The sequence below is a fragment of the Sphingobium sp. DN12 genome, from assembly GCF_051058005.1.
In the GTDB taxonomy this organism is placed as follows: Bacteria; Pseudomonadota; Alphaproteobacteria; order Sphingomonadales; family Sphingomonadaceae; genus Sphingobium; species Sphingobium yanoikuyae.
In genome coordinates, this window is sequence record NZ_CP173717.1 from 4,596,566 (window position 1) to 4,614,661 (window position 18,096).

22 protein-coding genes are annotated in these 18,096 nt (G+C 64.3%); 11 read left to right on the forward strand and 11 right to left on the reverse strand.

Annotated features, from left to right (window positions below):
* Positions 1-10: 10 nt before the first annotated feature.
* The 3 genes from ACI6S0_RS21850 to ACI6S0_RS21860 all read left to right on the forward strand — a co-directional run bounded on the left by ACI6S0_RS21850 (position 11) and on the right by ACI6S0_RS21860 (position 1,528).
* On the forward strand, positions 11-310 hold the full coding sequence (locus tag ACI6S0_RS21850; RefSeq protein WP_004209889.1) for a hypothetical protein: 300 nt from the start codon (positions 11-13) through the stop codon (positions 308-310).
* A gap of 116 nt (positions 311-426) precedes the next feature.
* Complete coding sequence (locus tag ACI6S0_RS21855; protein ID WP_434404324.1) at positions 427-1,101, forward strand: hypothetical protein; 675 nt, start codon at positions 427-429, stop codon at positions 1,099-1,101.
* 16 nt (positions 1,102-1,117) lie between these two features.
* The gene (locus tag ACI6S0_RS21860; RefSeq protein ID WP_434404325.1) at positions 1,118-1,528 is read left to right on the forward strand and encodes a Rap1a/Tai family immunity protein; all 411 of its coding nucleotides are present in this window, start codon (positions 1,118-1,120) and stop codon (positions 1,526-1,528) included.
* Between the two features lie 3 nt (positions 1,529-1,531).
* Here the strand turns inward: ACI6S0_RS21860 and ACI6S0_RS21865 are convergent, their stop codons facing one another.
* Positions 1,532-2,659 (reverse strand): nucleoside hydrolase, encoded by a 1,128-nt coding sequence (locus ACI6S0_RS21865; RefSeq protein WP_434404327.1) that lies wholly within the window; start codon positions 2,657-2,659, stop codon positions 1,532-1,534.
* 59 nt (positions 2,660-2,718) lie between these two features.
* Here ACI6S0_RS21865 and pip point away from each other — a divergent pair, with 59 nt between their 5' ends.
* The 3 genes from pip (at position 2,719) to ACI6S0_RS21880 (ending at position 4,495) form a co-directional block, all read left to right on the forward strand.
* Positions 2,719-3,660, forward strand: coding sequence for a prolyl aminopeptidase (pip, locus tag ACI6S0_RS21870; protein WP_434404328.1), 942 nt, complete (start codon positions 2,719-2,721; stop codon positions 3,658-3,660).
* 21 nt (positions 3,661-3,681) lie between these two features.
* Positions 3,682-4,095: a membrane protease subunit gene (locus tag ACI6S0_RS21875; protein ID WP_214863739.1), complete on the forward strand. Its 414-nt coding sequence runs from the start codon at positions 3,682-3,684 to the stop codon at positions 4,093-4,095.
* A gap of 85 nt (positions 4,096-4,180) precedes the next feature.
* Positions 4,181-4,495, forward strand: a complete 315-nt coding sequence (locus ACI6S0_RS21880) for a hypothetical protein (protein WP_037490849.1) — start codon at positions 4,181-4,183, stop codon at positions 4,493-4,495.
* Positions 4,496-4,507: 12 nt separating this feature from the next.
* On the opposite strand, the gene ACI6S0_RS21885 is transcribed toward ACI6S0_RS21880, so the two are convergent.
* The 5 genes from ACI6S0_RS21885 to ACI6S0_RS21905 form a co-directional block, all read right to left on the reverse strand.
* The gene (locus ACI6S0_RS21885; protein ID WP_434404329.1) at positions 4,508-4,828 is read right to left on the reverse strand and encodes a HigA family addiction module antitoxin; all 321 of its coding nucleotides are present in this window, start codon (positions 4,826-4,828) and stop codon (positions 4,508-4,510) included.
* On the reverse strand, positions 4,800-5,084 hold the full coding sequence (locus ACI6S0_RS21890; RefSeq protein ID WP_313392883.1) for a type II toxin-antitoxin system RelE/ParE family toxin: 285 nt from the start codon (positions 5,082-5,084) through the stop codon (positions 4,800-4,802). The genes ACI6S0_RS21885 and ACI6S0_RS21890 overlap by 29 nt, the downstream gene beginning before the upstream one ends.
* Before the next feature lie 205 nt (positions 5,085-5,289).
* Positions 5,290-7,467: an excinuclease ABC subunit UvrB gene (uvrB, locus tag ACI6S0_RS21895; RefSeq protein ID WP_434404330.1), complete on the reverse strand. Its 2,178-nt coding sequence runs from the start codon at positions 7,465-7,467 to the stop codon at positions 5,290-5,292.
* A gap of 50 nt (positions 7,468-7,517) precedes the next feature.
* Complete coding sequence (locus ACI6S0_RS21900) at positions 7,518-7,943, reverse strand: hypothetical protein (RefSeq protein WP_434404331.1); 426 nt, start codon at positions 7,941-7,943, stop codon at positions 7,518-7,520.
* Positions 7,933-8,949 (reverse strand): LysM peptidoglycan-binding domain-containing protein, encoded by a 1,017-nt coding sequence (locus tag ACI6S0_RS21905; RefSeq protein WP_434405985.1) that lies wholly within the window; start codon positions 8,947-8,949, stop codon positions 7,933-7,935. Before ACI6S0_RS21905 ends, ACI6S0_RS21900 begins: the two co-directional genes overlap by 11 nt.
* A gap of 206 nt (positions 8,950-9,155) precedes the next feature.
* On the opposite strand from ACI6S0_RS21905, the gene ACI6S0_RS21910 reads away from it, so the two are divergent.
* The 4 genes from ACI6S0_RS21910 to ACI6S0_RS21925 all read left to right on the forward strand — a co-directional run bounded on the left by ACI6S0_RS21910 (position 9,156) and on the right by ACI6S0_RS21925 (position 11,524).
* Entirely contained in the window at positions 9,156-9,722 is a 567-nt protein-coding gene (locus ACI6S0_RS21910) for a DUF3617 domain-containing protein (protein ID WP_434404332.1), read from the forward strand.
* A complete protein-coding gene (locus tag ACI6S0_RS21915; protein ID WP_434404333.1) occupies positions 9,719-10,654 on the forward strand; it encodes a hypothetical protein in 936 nt (311 codons plus the stop codon). Before ACI6S0_RS21910 ends, ACI6S0_RS21915 begins: the two co-directional genes overlap by 4 nt.
* Positions 10,632-10,937 carry an HNH endonuclease gene (locus tag ACI6S0_RS21920; RefSeq protein WP_434404334.1) on the forward strand — a complete coding sequence of 102 codons (306 nt, stop codon included), beginning with the start codon at positions 10,632-10,634 and terminating at the stop codon, positions 10,935-10,937. Before ACI6S0_RS21915 ends, ACI6S0_RS21920 begins: the two co-directional genes overlap by 23 nt.
* Before the next feature lie 80 nt (positions 10,938-11,017).
* Positions 11,018-11,524, forward strand: a complete 507-nt coding sequence (locus ACI6S0_RS21925; protein ID WP_434404336.1) for a DUF3617 domain-containing protein — start codon at positions 11,018-11,020, stop codon at positions 11,522-11,524.
* A 25-nt stretch (positions 11,525-11,549) separates the two neighbouring features.
* Here the strand turns inward: ACI6S0_RS21925 and ACI6S0_RS21930 are convergent, their stop codons facing one another.
* Both ACI6S0_RS21930 and ACI6S0_RS21935 read right to left on the reverse strand, forming a co-directional pair.
* Positions 11,550-12,230 (reverse strand): HPP family protein, encoded by a 681-nt coding sequence (locus ACI6S0_RS21930; RefSeq protein ID WP_434404337.1) that lies wholly within the window; start codon positions 12,228-12,230, stop codon positions 11,550-11,552.
* Positions 12,231-12,297: 67 nt separating this feature from the next.
* Positions 12,298-13,515: an MBL fold metallo-hydrolase gene (locus ACI6S0_RS21935; protein ID WP_434405986.1), complete on the reverse strand. Its 1,218-nt coding sequence runs from the start codon at positions 13,513-13,515 to the stop codon at positions 12,298-12,300.
* A gap of 182 nt (positions 13,516-13,697) precedes the next feature.
* Between ACI6S0_RS21935 and ACI6S0_RS21940 the strand changes: the two genes are divergently transcribed.
* The gene (locus tag ACI6S0_RS21940) at positions 13,698-14,318 is read left to right on the forward strand and encodes a MarC family protein (protein ID WP_434404338.1); all 621 of its coding nucleotides are present in this window, start codon (positions 13,698-13,700) and stop codon (positions 14,316-14,318) included.
* Positions 14,319-14,331: 13 nt separating this feature from the next.
* On the opposite strand, the gene ACI6S0_RS21945 is transcribed toward ACI6S0_RS21940, so the two are convergent.
* The 3 genes from ACI6S0_RS21945 to ACI6S0_RS21955 form a co-directional block, all read right to left on the reverse strand.
* On the reverse strand, positions 14,332-15,693 hold the full coding sequence (locus tag ACI6S0_RS21945; RefSeq protein ID WP_434404339.1) for a methyl-accepting chemotaxis protein: 1,362 nt from the start codon (positions 15,691-15,693) through the stop codon (positions 14,332-14,334).
* Positions 15,694-15,942: 249 nt separating this feature from the next.
* Complete coding sequence (locus ACI6S0_RS21950; protein WP_434404340.1) at positions 15,943-16,860, reverse strand: EamA family transporter; 918 nt, start codon at positions 16,858-16,860, stop codon at positions 15,943-15,945.
* A 30-nt stretch (positions 16,861-16,890) separates the two neighbouring features.
* Entirely contained in the window at positions 16,891-17,949 is a 1,059-nt protein-coding gene (locus ACI6S0_RS21955; RefSeq protein ID WP_434404341.1) for a DUF3667 domain-containing protein, read from the reverse strand.
* Between the last annotated feature and the right edge of the window lie 147 nt (positions 17,950-18,096).

Sequence of the window (18,096 nt, forward strand, 5' to 3'; positions counted from 1 at the left end):
GGAGAAAATGATGTCGCACCCGATGAAATTAGCCCCCATTGCCATGGTGTTGGTGGGCTCGCTGGGGCTGGGTGGCTGTGCCACGAAATCCTTCGTGCGCGAACAGGTGGCGACCGTGAACCAGCGCGTCGACGCGCTCGACGCCAAGCTGCAGACCACCGACGGCACGGCGCAGCAGGCTCTGGCCCAGGCCCAGTCGGCCGCCGGTCAGGCCCAGAATAACGGTCAGCGCCTCGATCAGCTGAACGCCCGCGTCGACGGTGTCGAGCAGCAGATGCGCGAAGCCAAGACCAAGCGCGCCAGAAATTGATGACGCAACTGATCACGTAACTGATCGCGCAACTGATCCGGTCGGGCTGGTCCCGACCCCGTGCCGGCGCCCCCGCTTGTTGGGGGCGCCGGCCCCATTCCCGGATATCATCCCCGATGCACAAATTCCCATGGGCGCTGGCGATGCTGGCACTGTTCGGTGCCTCTCCCGCGCTGGCCGCCGCGCCGGAAGCGCCCGCGTCCGCGAAGCCCGCGCCCGAAACGCCGCGATCGCCCGATGCGCGCCGGGTGATCGACTGGATCGCCGCGACCGGCGACAATCACGGCCTGCCCTATGCCATTGTCGACAAGCAGGCGGCCCACGTCTTCCTGTTCGATGCCAAGGGGAAGGCGCTGGCGGATGCGCCGGTGCTGATCGGCATCGCGCCCGGAGACGATGCCACGCCGGGCGTCGGCAAGAAGAGCCTGGCGGAGATCGGCCCGGCGGAAAAGACCACGCCGGCCGGCCGCTTCCTTGCGAAATTCGGCCTGGCGGCGGGCAAACAGCGGGTGCTGTGGGTCGATTATGCGACCTCGGTCGCGATGCACACCATCCCCAAGGGCAATCCCAAGGAAAAGCGGCGCGAGCGCATGCTGTCGCCGATGATCGACGATAATCGCATCACCTTTGGCTGCATCAACGTGCCGATCGCCTTCTATAATCGCGGCCTGCGCCCGCAATTCCTGAAAAAGGGCGGCTATGTCTATGTGCTGCCGGACACAAAGTCGCTCGAAGCGGTTTTCCCTCCCCTGCATGTCCAGTCTTATCCGAAGGCGGACGCATCCTCATAAGGCGGGAGGCACGCGCATGACGATCCGGAGGGCAAGCGGCCTGATACTGGTTGCGGCGGCGGGGCTGTCGCCGGGCAGCGCGCAGGCCGGCTTCTATTCGGGCGAAGCGCTGCTGGAAAGCTGCACCGCCGATCGCACCGACAAGGCTTTTTTCGAGAAAAGCTATGAATGCGTCGGCTATGTCGCCGGCGCGGTCGACGCGTTCAACACCACGCGCGAGGTGAGCGGCCTCAAAAGCTGCATCCCCGCCGATGTGACGCTCAACCAGTTGAAGGGCGCCACTGTCGACTATCTGCGCGCCAATCCGGACAAGCGCGCCCAGTCCGCCTCCGCCCTGGTCTTCACCGCCACGCGCCAGGCCTGGCCCTGCCCCAAGGCAAAGGCCCAACCCAGCATCAGGCCCAGCGTGAAGAAAAAGCGGAAATAGCGCCTATTTCGCGGCTTTGCCGACGGGCCGCATATAGAGGCGCGCCATTGCCGCCTCCATCTTCGCCCGATCGACCGACAGGATCACGCGCTGCGCCTGCTCGCCCAGATGCGGGCGATAGGATTCCGTCCAGGACAGGGTGTCACCATAGGCCGCCGTCTGGCTGGTCTCGAAATCGACCCACAAAGTCTCGTCCTTCGTGACGATCTCCGGGTTCAGCCAGGCCATGGCGACGATCTCGTCCCACATCGGATAGCCCGGTTCCAGCCCGGTCTGGAACAGCTCGCTCAGCGGGGTGTGGGCGGGCTTCAGCCCGTCGAGGAAGGCGCGGCTCCATTGCGTGCCGGTGGACGGATCGACCGGGATCATCGTGATCGTCTTCCACGGGGCATGGGCAAAGATCTTCGCCGCTTCGGGATCCCAGCGAATGTTGAACTCGCGGCGCGGCGAATTGACGAATTCGCGGGCGAACTGCTCGGCCGACGGCCCTTCCAGCACCTGATGCGGGGCCAGGCTGCCGCCCATATAGAGGATTTCCTTCACATTGGCGGCGAAGCTGGGGTCCAGGCTCTGGGCGATGGCGATATTGGTCATCGGCCCGGTCGCGAACAGGGTGATCTCGCCCGGATGCGCCTTCACCATTCGCACCAGGAAGGCGGCGGCAATCTCGGCGCTGGGCTTCGTCCTGGGGTTGCCGATCGGCAGGTCGGGCACCTTGGTCGGATCGGTCGATCCGGGATGTTCCTGGATCGTGTCGCCCGGCCAGTAATCGGTCCACGGCCCCTTGAAGACCAGCCGGCCATATTGGCCTTCCCAGCGCTTGGTCGCCTCGGCGCTGTTGAGCAGCGGGAAGGTCGCGCCGGGCACCACCGGCACGTCGGTCCGGCCCAATATCTCCAGCGTGCGCAGCGCATAGGCGGTCGCCGTGTCGCGCCACACCGATCCGCTGGTGGTGGTGATGCCCAGCACCTCGACATCCGGGCTTTGCAGCAACAGCAGCGGCACGCCGTTGAGGCCGATCATGTCGTCGTCGACGATCACCAGTCGCTTGGGCGTTGCCGGCGCGGCGGGCCTGGCATTCGCGCCCTGCACGCCCAGCATCAGCGCCAGCGCGCCCAGCATGATCTTCATCGTCCGCATTGCGTCAAACCCCCATTTCGCTTCGTCCCGCCGCCTGTTAGGACGGTGTCATGCGCAGCCTCTATCCGCCGATTGAACCCTACGCCACTGGTCATCTTGACGTAGGCGATGGCCACAGCCTCTATTGGGAACGGTCCGGCACGCCCGGCGCCAAGCCCGCGGTCTTCCTGCATGGCGGGCCGGGCGGCGGCATCTCGCCCGATCATCGCCGCCTGTTCGATCCCGCCCGCTATGATGTGCTGCTGTTCGACCAGCGCGGCTGCGGCCGATCGACCCCGCACGCCAATCTCGACGCCAATACAACCTGGCATCTGGTCGCCGATATCGAGCGCTTGCGCGAGATGATGGGCGTCGACCAGTGGCTGGTCTTTGGCGGCAGCTGGGGATCGACCCTGGCACTGGCCTATGCGCAGGCGCATGTCGCGCGCGTCACCGAACTGGTGCTGCGCGGCATCTTCACCATCCGCCAGTCAGAGATCGACTGGTATTATCAACAGGGCGCCAGCCGCATCTATCCCGACAAGTGGGAACGCTTTGTCGCGCCGGTTCCCGAAAGCGAGCGCGGCGACATGGTCGGCGCCTATCGCCGCATCCTGACCGGTAACGATCGCGCCGCGCAGGTCGCCGCCGCCAAGGCCTGGAGCGTCTGGGAAGGCGAGACCATCCGCCTGCTGCCCGACGACGCGCTGTCCGCCACCCATGAGGGCGATGATTTCGCACTCGCCTTCGCCCGGATCGAAAATCATTATTTCGTCCATCGCGGCTGGCTGGAGGATGGCCAGTTGATCCGCGAGGCCGGCAAGCTGGCCGACATTCCCGGCGTCATCGTCCAGGGTCGCTATGACATGGCCTGCCCGGCGGAAACCGCCTGGGCGCTGCACCGCGCCTGGCCGCAGGCGCGCTTCGAAATGATCGAAGGCGCCGGTCATGCGTTCAACGAACCGGGCATATTGGACGCGCTGATCCGCGCGACCGACGGATTTGCGGGTTAATTGGCGTTACAGGGGGAAGGCATGGTGCGACTGACCGGAACCGGCATATTGGGTCTCGCCTTGCTCATCGGCGTGACGCTGTCCGGTATATTGTGGGGCTGCCCCAGCTACAATGTCTACAGCAAGGAACAGGCCGGCCGCGCCGCACTTGCCGAGGCACAATCCTCGCGCCAAATCGCGGTGCTGGAAGCGCGCGCGAAGCTGGAAAGCGCCAAGATGCTGGCCGATGCCGAAGTCGTTCGGGCCGAGGGTGCCGCACGGGCCAACCGCATCCTGCAGGACAGCCTGGGCGGGCCGGATGGCTATCTGCGCTATCTGCAGATCCAGGCGATCGACAACAAGGATGCCAGCCTCATCTATGTGCCGACCGAAGGCGGATTGCCGTTGCTTGAAAGCAGCCGGCTCACGCCGCGCGCCCCCGGCCAGGCCAATTGAGGGATATTTTTCTGCTGCGCCTTTGTTGAGAGGCTGACGTCTCGAATGGCGCGATGAAGTTGACGGAGGAAAAGACGTGCGGACTATGATGTTGCTGGCGACGGCGCTGTTTCTCGCCTCCTGTGGCGGCGGAGATGAAGTGACGGCGGTCGAGAACCGGAACATGCCCGAAACCGGCGCAGCGGCTGAAGTCGCCAAGCTCGACCCCGATCTGCGCAACGGCGTGCTGGAAAAGGCGATCAAGGCATCGGGCGTCGCCTGCCCCTCGGTCACCGGCTCGGAACGCGCCGAAATCCGGCCGGGCGTCAAGGGCTGGAAGGCCCAGTGCGACAACCAGACCGCGCATCTGATCGAAATCCTGCCCGACGGCACCGCCAAGGTGACCAGCCGGACCCATTGAGCGGGAAAGGCGTCAAGCGGCGCGCGGGACGATGCGATCCAGTTCGCCGTTCAGCGCCCGCTTGGCCTCCAGCAATTCATAGTCGATCTGGAGGCCCAGGAAAAAACCTTCCGACATACGGAAATAGCGGGCCAATCGAAGGTCGAGTTCGCCGTCCATTGGATGGTCGCCGTCAATCACGGCCTGCACGCGATCCACCGGCAGACCGATCGCGGCGGCCAGCTCCACCGTGGTCATATCCAGCGGTTCCATGAACTCCAGCCACAGCATTTCGCCGACATGCGCATTATGCAGCCAGTCAGGGTTATCGGTAGTGGTTGGTGATTTCGACATTATGCGCGTGTCCGTCTTTCCAGACGAAGCATATACGCCATTGCATGTTGATGGAAATTGAATGTTGCCCGGCCCGATCGTCGCTCAGCGCATGAAGGCGGTTGCTGGGTGGGTTGCGCAGGTCGTCCAAGGTGCGGGCGCGGTTGAGCAGCTTCAACTTAGAAAGGGCGCGGTCCTGCATATCCGAAGGCAGCTTGCGGCTGCGCTCACCATTCCAGATTTTTTCGGTCTCGGGATTGGCGAAGGAGCGGATCATTGGCTTGTCCTGGATTCAGAGCAAGCCTTTTCATAGTCCAAAATAATGATGTGTCTACAAGAGGGTTTTGTCGCATCGGCCGACTTTTTACCATCTGCAAGCATCTGTAAAATATAGAAAAAAGCCTACGATTCCTCTAATTTCAGTTAACCATAAAGTTAATAAATTCAGCATCTTAGGTTGCAAATTTTGTCGAATTGAGCGCCTAAAATTTTCTTTGCACTTTCCCGAACCGACCCTTCCGTGTGCCAGGCTTGCCCTCGGTCGCGCGGCCGCGCGGGGCGGCCACCTGCTGGTCCGCCGGCAGGCCCAGTTCCTCCGCCTCCAGCTTGCGGATTTCGTCGCGGATGCGGCCGGCTTCCTCGAACTCCAGGTCCGCCGCCGCCGCGCGCATCTTCTTCTCCAGATCCTCGATATAGGCGCGCAGATTATGGCCGACCAGATGCGGGCGATCCTCCAGCCCCGTATCGACCGTGACCTGATCCTTGCTCGCGACATGGGCGATGATGTCGCCGATATTCTTCTTCACGGTGAAGGGCGTGATGCCATGCGCATCATTATAGGCCTGCTGCTTTTCGCGGCGGCGGGAGGTCTCGTTGAGCGCGCGCTCCATGCTGCCCGTCACCCGGTCGGCATAGAGGATGACGCGGCCGTCGACATTGCGGGCGGCGCGGCCGATCGTCTGGATCAGCGATGTCTCGCTGCGCAAAAAGCCTTCCTTGTCCGCGTCGAGGATCGCCACCAGCCCGCATTCGGGAATGTCGAGCCCCTCGCGCAGCAGGTTGATGCCGATCAGCACGTCATAGACGCCGAGCCGCAAGTCGCGGATCAGCTCGATGCGCTCCAGCGTCTCGACGTCGCTATGCATGTAGCGGACCTTGATCCCGGCCTCATGCATGAACTCGGTCAGATCCTCCGCCATTCGCTTGGTCAGCGTGGTGACGAGCGTGCGGTATCCCTGGGCCGCGACCTTGCGGCATTCGTTGATCAGGTCATCGACCTGGTCCTCGACCGGCTTGATCTCGACCGGCGGGTCAATGAGGCCGGTAGGGCGGATCACCTGTTCGCTGAACACGCCGCCGGTCTGCTCCATCTCCCACGGGCCGGGCGTCGCCGAGACGCTGACCGTCTGCGGCCGCATCGCGTCCCATTCGTTGAAGCGCAGTGGCCGGTTGTCGATGCAGCTTGGCAAACGGAAGCCATATTCGGCGAGGGTAATCTTGCGCCGATGGTCGCCCCGCGCCATCGCGCCGATCTGCGGCACGGTCTGGTGGCTTTCATCCACGAACAGCACGGCATTTTCGGGCAGATACTCAAACAGCGTCGGCGGCGGTTCGCCGGGCAAACGCCCGGTCAGGAAGCGGCTGTAATTCTCGATCCCGGCGCAGCTGCCGGTCGCCGCGATCATCTCCAGGTCGAAATTGGTGCGCTGCTCCAGTCGCTGCGCCTCCAGCAGCTTGCCCTCGGCCTCCAGTTCCTTCAGCCGCTCGGTCAGCTCGAAGCGGATCGCCTCCATCGCCTGCTTCAAGGTCGGGCCGGGGGTCACATGGTGGCTGTTGGGAAAGACCTTCACATAATCGAGGCTGGCGACCTTCCTGCCGGACAGCGGATCGAACTCGACAATCTCCTCGATCTCGTCGCCGAAGAAGCTGACGCGCCAGGCCGTATCCTCATAATGGGACGGGAAGATTTCCAGATTGTCGCCCTTCACGCGGAAATTGCCGCGCGCAAAGCCCGCGTCGTTGCGCTTGTACTGGAGCGCCACCAGCTTGCGGATGATCTCGCGCTGGTCCTCGATCCCGCCCTTCTTCATGGAGAAGGTCATCGCCGAATAGGTTTCGACCGACCCGATGCCATAGAGGCAGGAGACGGATGCCACGATGATTACATCGTCCCGCTCCAGCAGCGCACGGGTGGCCGAATGGCGCATCCGGTCGATGCTTTCGTTTACCGAGCTTTCCTTTTCGATATAGGTGTCCGATCGCGCGACATAGGCTTCGGGCTGATAATAGTCGTAATAGCTGACGAAATATTCGACCGCATTGTCGGGGAAGAAGCTCTTGAACTCGCCATAGAGCTGAGCCGCCAATATCTTGTTGGGCGCCAGGATCAGCGCTGGCCGCTGCAACGCCTCGATCGTCTTGGCCATGGTGAAGGTCTTGCCGGACCCTGTGACGCCCAGCAGCACCTGGTCCTTCTCGCCCTGCTCGGCCGCCGCCACCAGTTCGGCGATCGCGGTCGGCTGGTCGCCCGACGGTTCATAGTCGCTGACCAGGGTGAAGGGGCGTCCACCCTCGCTCTTCTCCGGGCGCGCGGGCCGGTGCGGCACGAAGTCCTGGCCGGTTTCGGGTTCGTCAAGGCTGGTGCGGATTTGAATCGACATGGGCGTAATATGGGGCCTTTGGGCCAGGGCGCAATCCGCGCCCTGGCAAGTCAGGGCTGCAATTCGAACGCGCTCTTGGGTGGCGGCGGATAGACGACCGGCTTGTCACCGAACCGCGCCCGCAACGCGGCTTCGCGGCGCTCTCTATCGATAACTTCGACATCCACCTCTTCAGGATATCGGAAGCTGACATGAAATTTCTTCCCAGTGATCATATATTCCAACACCGACCAGCGCATGTTGGGGCCGTCGGGTTCCAGATACCAGGCTTCCCAAAGCATATCGCTGAGATTTGTGTCGCGCGGATTATAATAACGAACGACGTCGCCTTCATCCTTGAAAACGCTGGGGCTTACCCACCCGTCTCCGATTTCCACATACAGAAACACGCCATCTGGATCGCCTCCGACCAAGCTGGCCAATTCTTGACCGATCTCGTTCATGAGCGGTCCCAGGGTATCGAGTTTATCGCTCATGACGCCGGCCTTTTCTTTCGTTCGAGAAATCCCGGAATTCTTCGACGCCGTTGATGCGCCAAGTGACATGGATTCGATAAGGCCGTTTTGACGCTCCCTCATAAACGGGAACGATATGAACAACGACCTTCTTTCCGTCGCGCAGTGCCTGCGTCCATCCATCTTCCATAGCGCGGTAGGCGCCTCGATTGAAATTCCGATCCTGGGCGAAATGGTTGAAGCTGTCGCCGGGACCGTTGAAACGGGCAGCAATGAAATGACCGCCATCGTCACTGGGACGACGATCCGGCTGACCTGCTTGAGCCTGTTCCTGCCGGGAGCGTTTGGCGATCGGCCCATCGGTGAGTTCGGCATTGATGTCTCTAGGGCGAGCGATGACGTCGATATCGATGGCATAGCCATTTCTCACTTCCCGCTTCCAGTCGGAGTTCAGTAGCTGGCTTTCCAGCGACGGCGGATCAGCCGGATCGGGCGGCAAGTCCCCGCCATGCGTATCCATATAATGGGCAAGGGCGACGAACTTGTTCTTGGCTGCCCGCCCCGCATCCAGATAGGCCTGATGTGGCAGCTTCAGCCGCTGTCCGATCTGCAAGGGTTGATCGAGCGGCATGTTGTTCAGCCAGGCGAGGTCCGCAGCCGTCAGCCCCTTGCGCTGGGCGGCGATACGGCTGAGCGTGTCGCCCTGCTTGACCATGTAGAGCGAGTGATTGGCGGGGTGATCGGCGCGAAAGCGATCGCGATCAGGGGCGCCATTTCCCCTTGTCGCCGACGACGACGATGGCCGTGCGACGCCGGTGCCACCGGGACGGGACGAAGGCGCATTTGCGTTGCCACCCGTGGCGCCGAAATAGCGGCCCTGTCCACGGAAGGTGAAGCGACCGTTTTCCTCGTCATGCCAGGGGTTGAATTTCACCTCGATCGCGTCCGGCCCGATACGCCGACCGGTGCGGAGATAAAGACTGAATGCGGTTTCGCGATTGGATCGAACGGACTCCCTCCCGGTCATCGACACGCCCCCCCATGATGAAAGGATCGCCTATCACGATTTAAAGAACAAATCAAGAACAAATGATAGTGGAGCGCACCTCACCACCTTACCACGCCCCGCCACCCCGGATCGCAATAATCCCGATATCCAGACCCGCCGCCGCTTGCTAAGTCTGGGCCAGATAAAGGGTCGCTTCTGCCAAGATATGCCAGGGGAAGCCGGTGATGACCAAAGCCTTGACCAACGGCCTGCTGGCCTGCGCGCTCGCGGCGCTGGCCGGATGTAACAAGCCGCCCGCCAGCCAGGACACACAGATCGCCGCGACCGACGCGATGAGCCATGACGCCGCCGTTACGCAGATCGAGAAGGTGCAGCTCAAGCCCGGTCAGTGGGAAGGGCGCTTCGTGATGGAGCGGATCGACATGCGCGGCGGGGAGGCGATGCCCGCGGCGGCGCGCCAGCAGATGCAGCAGGCAATGAACCGCACCCTGCGCTATTGCGTCACGCCCGAGCAGGCCGCCCATCCCGATGGCCGCGCCTTTTCCGGCGATCCGGGCAAGGATTGCCGCTATAGCGACTTCGCCGTGCGCGGCGGCACGGTGAAAGGCAATGTCACTTGCCGGCGCGATAGCGGCACCAGCAGCATGACGATGGCCGGCATCTATGCGTCCGACAGCTATGCGGTGCAGATGGATATGCGGCAGACGGGCTTGCCCAATGGCATGGAGATGGCGATGAAGGCACGGTCTGAGGGCCATTGGATCGGTCCGGATTGTGCGGAGGGGCAATGAAAGCATCCGGCAAGCGCGCGCTGGCTGTGGTCATGGCGTTGGCGGTCGTCACCGGCGCGAGGGCGCAGGCGCCAACCGTGCCATCAGACGATATCGTGGTGCAGGGGCAGCGGCTTACCCGTCAGGAAGCGCTGACCCGCGCGCAGGGCTTCGTGCGAACGCTCGGGGTGGTCCAGGGGGATCGCAGCCTCGCTCGCTGGGTCGAGCCGATCTGCCCTAAGGTGATCGGTCTTTCGGCTGAGCATGGTCGCATCGTGATGGACCGGCTGCAGGCGACGATCGGGGCGATAGGCGCGCCTCTGGCCAAGGGCACATGCGATACCAACCTGCTCGTAGCCTTCGTCAGCGACGGAAAGCAGATGGTCAACATCATCGACCAGAAGCAGAGCCGCCGCATGGCCCAGGTGCAGGGGCCGGAACGACGCGCCCTGCTGGAAAGCGATGCGCCGATCCGTTGGTGGTATATGATCGATTTGGGCTCGGGCGACGGCACGGGCCTAGGGTCGAACGCGCCGCCGGGCGTTGGTGGCAACAGCGATACCGGCGCGCCGATGTGGGATGGTATCCCGACCAGCCAATCCTATGGATCGAGCCTGATACGCAGCCCGGTCATCCGGATGATCTCAGCCGCGACAATATTGATCGACGTCAATCGGGCGGAGGGGTTGCCGCTGACGGCGGTGGTCGATTATGCCGCCTTTGTCGGGCTGGCCGAGGTGCGCGCTCGGGCGCTGCCGCCGCTTCCGTCGATCCTTAATCTGTTCGGCGCGCAGCCTGAGGGCGCGCGCGGTCCGAACCATGTCCTGACCGACTGGGACCGGCGCTTCCTGGTTCGCCTCTACACGCTGCCGCTCAATCGCCTGGCGTCGGCACAGCGAAACCGGCTGGTCAACGCCCTGCTGGATGAGGATGGGCCGGACACTGCCGACTGACGGATTGGATCTTTGCTGGCTCTGCGCCCGCCCGCTCGGCACGCGGGTCGAATGGCATCATCCCGTGCCCAAGAGCCGCGGCGGGCGACAGCTGGTGCCGGTGCATCCGATCTGTCACCGCACCATCCACGCTACCCTGTCCAATGCGGAACTGGCCCGCGCCTATGCCGATGCCATGGCCTTGCGCAGCCATCCCGCCATCGCCCGCTTCCTCGCCTGGATCGCCGACAAGCCGGCCGATTTCCATGCGCCCACCCTGTCGGCCGGACGCCGGCGGCGATGAAGGGACGGGCGCGATAATTTCCCTTGCGCCCGCGCGCGCATCGGTAGAGCGTGCCGCCGTGGAACGAACGGGGAGAGGATATGCGTGACATTCTGACGCTGGGCGGCTTGCTGGCCACCAGCCTGACCCTTGCCGCCTGTGGCAGCGAACCGGCCGCTCCGCCTGCGCAGGAGGAGGAAGTCGCGCCGGCGATGATGAAGAGCGGGCAATGGACGCTCAGCCGCAAGACCACCGGCTACAACACCCCCACCGTCACGGCGGAGGAATATCAGGCCGCGCTCAAGCAGGTGAGCGAGGACAAGATCTGCATCAAGGTCGATGCCGCCGGCGTGCCCGACGCCGATGCGCTGGCTGGCGCGGAAGGCAGCGACTGCAGCTACAAGGACAAGATGGTGCGCAAGGGCCGACTGATCGCGACCCTCGCCTGCAAGGCCGGCGCCGGCACCTCCGAAATCGTGGTCGAGGGCAATTTTACCGAGGATACGCTGACTTTCGGCACCACCATGACCAAGACGCAGGGCGGCAAGCCGGTGCTGCGGACCACCCACGACCTGTCCGGCAAGCGCGACGGCGACTGCCCGGCCTGATCGGCGGCACCGATCCGGGTGGGCCTCAGCCCGCCCGGCGGGCCTGGGCGTGGATTTCCGCCCGCGACAGCAGCAGGTCGAGGTCGGCGCGGCTGATGTCGAAATTGTCGGGCAGTTCGGCCAGCGCCTGGTCGATATCCTCCAGATGAAAGCCCGCCTCCGCGCGCATCTTGTCGGCGATCATCGGCGGCGCGACCGGCTGGTGCGGATAGCTGTGGCCCGACAGGCGGTGGAAGAACAGGCCCAGGGACACCAAAGCGATCGAATTGATCCCGACCGGCGCAAAGGCGAAGGCATAGCCCGCATCATGAATGCCCTGGCTGCCGATCACCGCGGTCAGCGCCGCCGCGCCGCCGGGCGGATGCAGGCAGCGCAGCAGGCTCATCAATATTATCGCCACGCCCACCGCCACGCCGGCCGCGACCATCATGTCGGGGATCAGCTGATAGGCGGCGACGCCGATCAGGCTGGACAGGATATTGCCGCCCACCACCGACCAGGGCTGGGCCAGCGGGCTCGCCGGCACGGCAAAGATCAGCACCGCCGACGCGCCCAGTGGCGCGACGATGATCGGCAGGTCGCCGGCATGCAACGGCAACTGGCTGCATACCAATATGGTGAGGCTGATGCCGATCGCGGCGCCCAGGCCCGCAACCAGTCGATCGATCGGGCGGGCGCCAGCAAGCAGGGGCTTGAAGAGGTTCATGCCCGGCCCATGCGGCGCGCAGGCGCGAAACGCCACCCAGATTTTCTTCGCGTCGCCCGAGGGCCGCTTATTGCAGCGCGTCGATTGCCCGCTGGTCGCAATGCCTGGGGCCGCGCGGCACCGGGCTGGCATTGGGCACCAGCAGCGCCTGGCCGATCCGCACCGGGGCGAAGCGCTTTCGCTCTATCCCCTCGCAGCGCAGATATTGCTCCAGCATCCGCGGCGGCGTGTCGCGCTTCTCGTAGGAGAGGCGGAAGGTGCCCCAGTGGATCGGGATCGCCGTCGACGCGCCCAGCCGCTCGAACAGTTCGACCGCGCGGCGCGGGCCGATATGCGCGTCCGATTCCATCTGCCCCGGCCAGAAGCGGAAGGCGCCGATCGGGATCAGCGCCAGCCGGATCGGCCCGAACCGCGTCGCATCGCCAGTCCAGCCCATGTCGCCCGCGCCGGTATCGCCGGCAAAATAGATATTGCCCGCCCGCGTCTCGATCAGGAAGCTCGACCAGAGCGCCCGGTTGCGGTCGGTGAACCAGCGGCTGCTCCAATGATGGTTGCGCGTCGCATGGACCCGATAGTCCGGGCAATGCTCGTAATTCTCGCACTGGATCACCGCTTCGGGCACCAGTCCGTTCAACTGCGCGCCGGTCACCGACTGGCCCCAGTCGAGCGCGACCGACGGGATGCCGTTCGCCTTCAATAGCGCATCATTGCCCAGCGCCGTGACGATCCTGGGCCGGTCGCGTTGCCACAGCATCTTGAGCGTCGGGATATCCAGATGGTCATAATGATTATGACTGATGACGATCAGGTCGATCCTGGGCAGATCCTTCATCCTGATGCCCGGCTCCGCGACCCGTTTCGGCCCCAGCGGCGGAAAGGGGCTGGCATGGTCGGACCAGATCGGATCGGTCAATATGTTGATGCCCGCCGCCTGCACCAGCACGGTCGCATGGCCGACCCAGGTGGCGACCATGCCGCGCGGCGCGGCAAACGGGGCGGGGCGCGCCGGTCTCACCGCCACCGCATCGGGCCAGTCGGGGCGATCGTCATTGCCCAGCAGCCAGCGGGCGATGAAGCCCTGCCGGCTGGTGCCGGGCGGGGCGGGCATGTCGATCGCGCCATCGGGGTTGAAGAAGCGGGCGCCGTCATAATGGCGGCTCGCCGGCCCCTCATAATAGATGCGGTCGAGGAAGGGCGGCACGATCACCGTCGCCAGACAGGCGGCGATCAGCAGGAACAGCAGCGCGACCCCGACAGCCTTCATCATTGCAACCGCGCGCGCCATGCCTGCTCCCATGCCCGTCATCGCGCCGCCATAGCGGACCGGCGGGGCAGGGCAAGGGCGGAGCATGATCTGGTCTCGCCCAGGCCGGCGGCCTTTCCTTTCCGGGATCAAGGATAACCCCGATAGCCTCCGGTCGATCTGCGACCTAGCTTCGGACGGCTCGGCAGATAGGGGAGCGCGCCATGAATGATCTGAGTTTCGTCCTGATCATCTTCTTCGTCACGCTGGGGCCGATCAAGGTGATCGCCGCCTTTGCCCAGTTGACCAGCCAGTTGCCCGATGGGGAGCGGCGCGCGCTGGCGCTCCGGTCGACCCTGATCGCCACGGCCGTCGGCTTCCTCATCCTGTTCATCGGCGACAATCTGCGCCAGAATTGGCAGATTGCATCGCCCGACCTGTTGCTGACCGGCGGCCTGCTGCTGCTGATCGGCGCGCTGGAGGCGGTCAAGAATGCGCAGCATGCTCCCGCGCCGGGCGCACCGCCGACCTCGGCCAAGGGGCTGGCCATGTCGCCGGTGACCTTCCCGATCATCATCACGCCCTATGGTATCGTGGCGCTGCTGCTGTTCGCGGCCGTGGCTGGCGATACCCGGACCTTCCTGACCGGCGTGTTCGGGATTTTCCTGGGCATGATGGTGGCCGATTTTCTGGCGATGATCTTTGCCCGCCAGTTGCTGGGCTTCATCCATGCCGGCACGTTGATGGCATTCGGCTGGATGATCGCGGTGCTACAGGCGGCGCTGGCGATCCACGCGATCATGTCGGGCCTGCAGCAATATGGCGTGATTCCGGGCGCGTCCTGACCGGCGCCGGGCGTCAGCCCTGATCCTTGTAGGCCATCTGCAAGATGCCCCAGTGGCGCCCGCGCACATGGATGGCGGCGATGACCTGCTTCAGCAGGATGACCTCGCCCTCGGCGGTCAGGCGGCGATAGGCCTTGATGCAGAAGGGTTCGGTGATCTTGCACTGCTCGCGCGTGTCGGGAAAATCGAACACCACGCCCTGGCGCGAAAATTCCGCATTCCATTTCTCGTCGCCCGGCCGCTGCGGCAGCGCGCGTTCGGGCATGGCGATCGCGCCGAAGCTGTTGCGATCGGTGAAGGTCATGCCGAAAAATCCCTTGTAGCCGCGCGCCACGTCCTGCTGCGCGCGCGCCTCGGCCTGCATGATCGGCTGGATCGGATGGGTGAATTGCGGCGGATTGGTGCCGCGGATCGGCGCGTAATATTCGCTGAAGACATCGGCCTCGCCGATGCGGCCATCGTCCAGCGCCTGTTCGATCGCATGGCCCACCGCCTGCGCGGCGGTCAGGCTGAAGCGGATATACGGCGAATCGGGAATGTCGACGCCGCTTTCCGCCAGATATTGCAGCAGCATGTTGGTGTCGTCGCTGGCGATCGACACCCGGCCCGACAGCCGTTGCAGGCCGTCGGCATTGTCGCCCGACGTGCTCGACAGCGCCGACAGGCCGGTGCGGATCTCGCTGGCGGAACCGACCATCGACGCGATCCGCTCGGCCACCGCCTCGCTGTTGGTCGACAGGCCCTGCATCAGCGACCCCAGCCGATCGACCAGCGCCTCGATATTCTTGGTGTCGGACAGCGCCGTGCGCGCGGTCTGCGCGCCATGGGTGATGCTGTCCAGCATGCCGCCGGCCTCGCTGGTCAGCGCGCCGATCGACCGCTCGATCGTCTGGGTCGCGCTCGCGGTCTCCTGCGCCAGCTTCTTCACTTCGGCCGCGACCACGGCAAAGCCGCGCCCCGCGTCGCCGGCCCGTGCCGCCTCGATCGTCGCGTTGAGCGCAAGCAAATTGGTCTGGCTGGCGATGCCGCTGATCACGCTGGTGACATGGGCGACGGTCTTGAGCGCCTCGCCAAAGCCGTCGAGGCGCGCATGAATGCGGCTCACCTGTTCGATCAGGTCGACGAAATTGCCGTTCGCGGTCGACAGCTGCCGTCCCGAATCATCGATGATGGCGCGGGCGGCGACCGCCTTTTCGCGCGCGTCCTGGCCGACCAGCGACACGCTTTCGCCATCGCGCGACAATTGCGACGCGGCGCCGCTGATCGCCTCGATCGTGCGCGCCTGCTGCGTCACCCGGTCCGCGAGTTCGCTGATGTCTGCCTGAAGGTCGAGCGTACGGATACCCAGGTCGCCGGATAATTTGGCGACCTTCATTACCGCTCGTGCGACGGTTCCCGATTGCGTTTCTGTGCCCACGGCAACTGGCTAGACATGGATGGTAAAATATCGGTTATCATACTGACACGGATGTCAGCTTCGTCAGAGCGCGTTTGGCACACGCCTCTGCACCGGCCCACACTCCCACCCGGCCGCCCATCAGGATATCATGTCTGGGAGGCCGGGTGGGGGTGGGGGCCGGTGCGGCTCTTGAAATGCGCTCTTTCGCGCATTTTCCAAAAACGCCTACAGCGCACCCAGCAGCGCGAGGACCACACCGCATGCGACCAGCATCAGCCCCATCGCCTCGCTGCGCGCCATGCGTTCGCCCAGGTAGAAATGGCCGAACGCCATGGTGAAGGCGACCTCGATCTGGCCGACGATCCGCACCAGCGCGACCGGCGCGGTGGCAAAGCCGGTGAACCAGCAGGCCGATCCCATCGCCGACAGGAAGCCGACCTGGCCCGACACGCGCCAGCTGCTGAACACCTTGCGCATCTCGCCCGGCTCGCGCAGCGCCAGATAGCCGCCCTGCAACAGCGTCTGCAGCAGCACCGTGACGCTCAGCACGATCAGCGCGGCATGGATCGGATCGCCGCCGCCCACCTGCTGCGTCGCGCGGCGGATGCCGATCGCGGTCAGCGCGAAGAAGAATCCCGATGCGATGCCGGTGATCGCCGCCGGCTGGCCCAGCGCGCGCAGGAAATCCATCGGCCCCATCCGCTTGCCGCCGGTCGACAGCAGCATCACGCCAGCGACGCCACAGCCGATGCCGGCGCAGGTCAGCGCGCTCAGCCGCTCGCCCATCAGCAGGAAGGACAGGATCGCCCCCTGCACCGCCTCGGTCTTGGAGTAAGCTGTGCCGACGACGAAATTGCGATGGCCAAAGGCCATGATCAGCAAATTGGTGGCGATGATCTGGGCCAGCCCGCCGGCCAGGCAGAAGGGCAGGAACAGCGGCCCCAGCACGGGGAAGGGGGCGGGGAAGAGCAGCTGATAGCCGCCAAGCAGGATCAGCGCGAAGGGAATGCCGTAAAGATAGCGGACCAGGCCCGCCGCATTGATCGACAGCGTCTTGCCCACGCGCCGCTGCACCGCGGTGCGCCAGGCCTGCGTGGCCCCGGCCATCAGGGTGGCGGGCAACCAGATCGGAGACGTAATCATGCACGCCCTATACAATAGGGACGCGACCCGTCACCCCATCATCATCAGGAACGCGAAGAACAGCGACAGCGACGCACAGGCAAAGCCGTACAGCAGCGGCAGCCGCAGCAAGGTGCCGCTGCGCGAAAGCTGATAGGCATCCTTGAACTGGCGATACATGTGCCAGGCCGCGAACAGCAGCAGCACCAGCGTCACCAGCCCATGGGTGATGCCGACCGCCGTCAGGATCATCGACAGCGAGAAGAGCAGCGACATGAAGGCGATCGAATAGGTCACATAGATCGCATGGTCATAGATCTTGAACCGGCGGCTGAACGGGAACAGCAGCCACAGGAAGGGCAGCGATATGACGATCAGCAGCCAGGAGAATTTATAGGCATTGGCCTTGAGCTTGTAATAGGCGAATTCGGGATCCTTGGCCGCCGCGCTGATTGCCTTGCCGACCGTATCGGCGACGTTCTTGTTGACGCCTTCGCCGGTCAGCGAGTTGGTCAGGCCGCTCGCCAGCGACAGGCCCTTCCGCTCGTCCTGCGCGTCCTTCAGCTTTTCCTGCAACGTCTCGCGCCGGCTCGCGCTGATCCCCGGCTCGGCCAGTTGCGCCTGCACCTTGGCGATGCGGGCATCGGCCTTTTCCTCTTCCTTCTTCAGCTCGGCGATCGCCTCGCTGTTCATCTTCACCTGGTTGCGGGCGCCTTCCGGCCCATGATGGCTGGTCAGCGAGAAGATCGCGTACATCAGAAAGGCGCTGAACAGGAACAGGGCAAAGGGCGATACGAACTTGGCCCGCTCGCCATGGATATAGCGGCGCGTCAACTGTCCGGGGCGCAGCGCCAGCTCGGGCAGGGTGGTGAAGATCTTGCCCTCGAAATGCAGCACGCCATGGGCCAGGTCATGGCCGATCGCGGCAAAGCTGCGGTGCAGATGCGCGGCCTGGCCGCATTCGGGGCAATAATTGCCCGTCACCGCCGTGCCGCAATTCAGGCAGGCGCCATGGCCGGCCTCATGGGCTTCCCCATGGCCCGGCTCGACCGCCCGTGCCAGCATGCCCCCGGTGATCGCGTCACCCGCTGCTTCGATTTCCCCTGTCATGGGCGGGGAGGATAACAAGGGTGTATGACGCTTGCCAGTCACCTTGGCGCGTGGATCGCATTGTGTTGCATTGTTACAACGCTCGGCAACATTCCGACATGCTTCCATGTTGGGCAGGGCGAACGTCACCGTCCCGCCACAAATCGC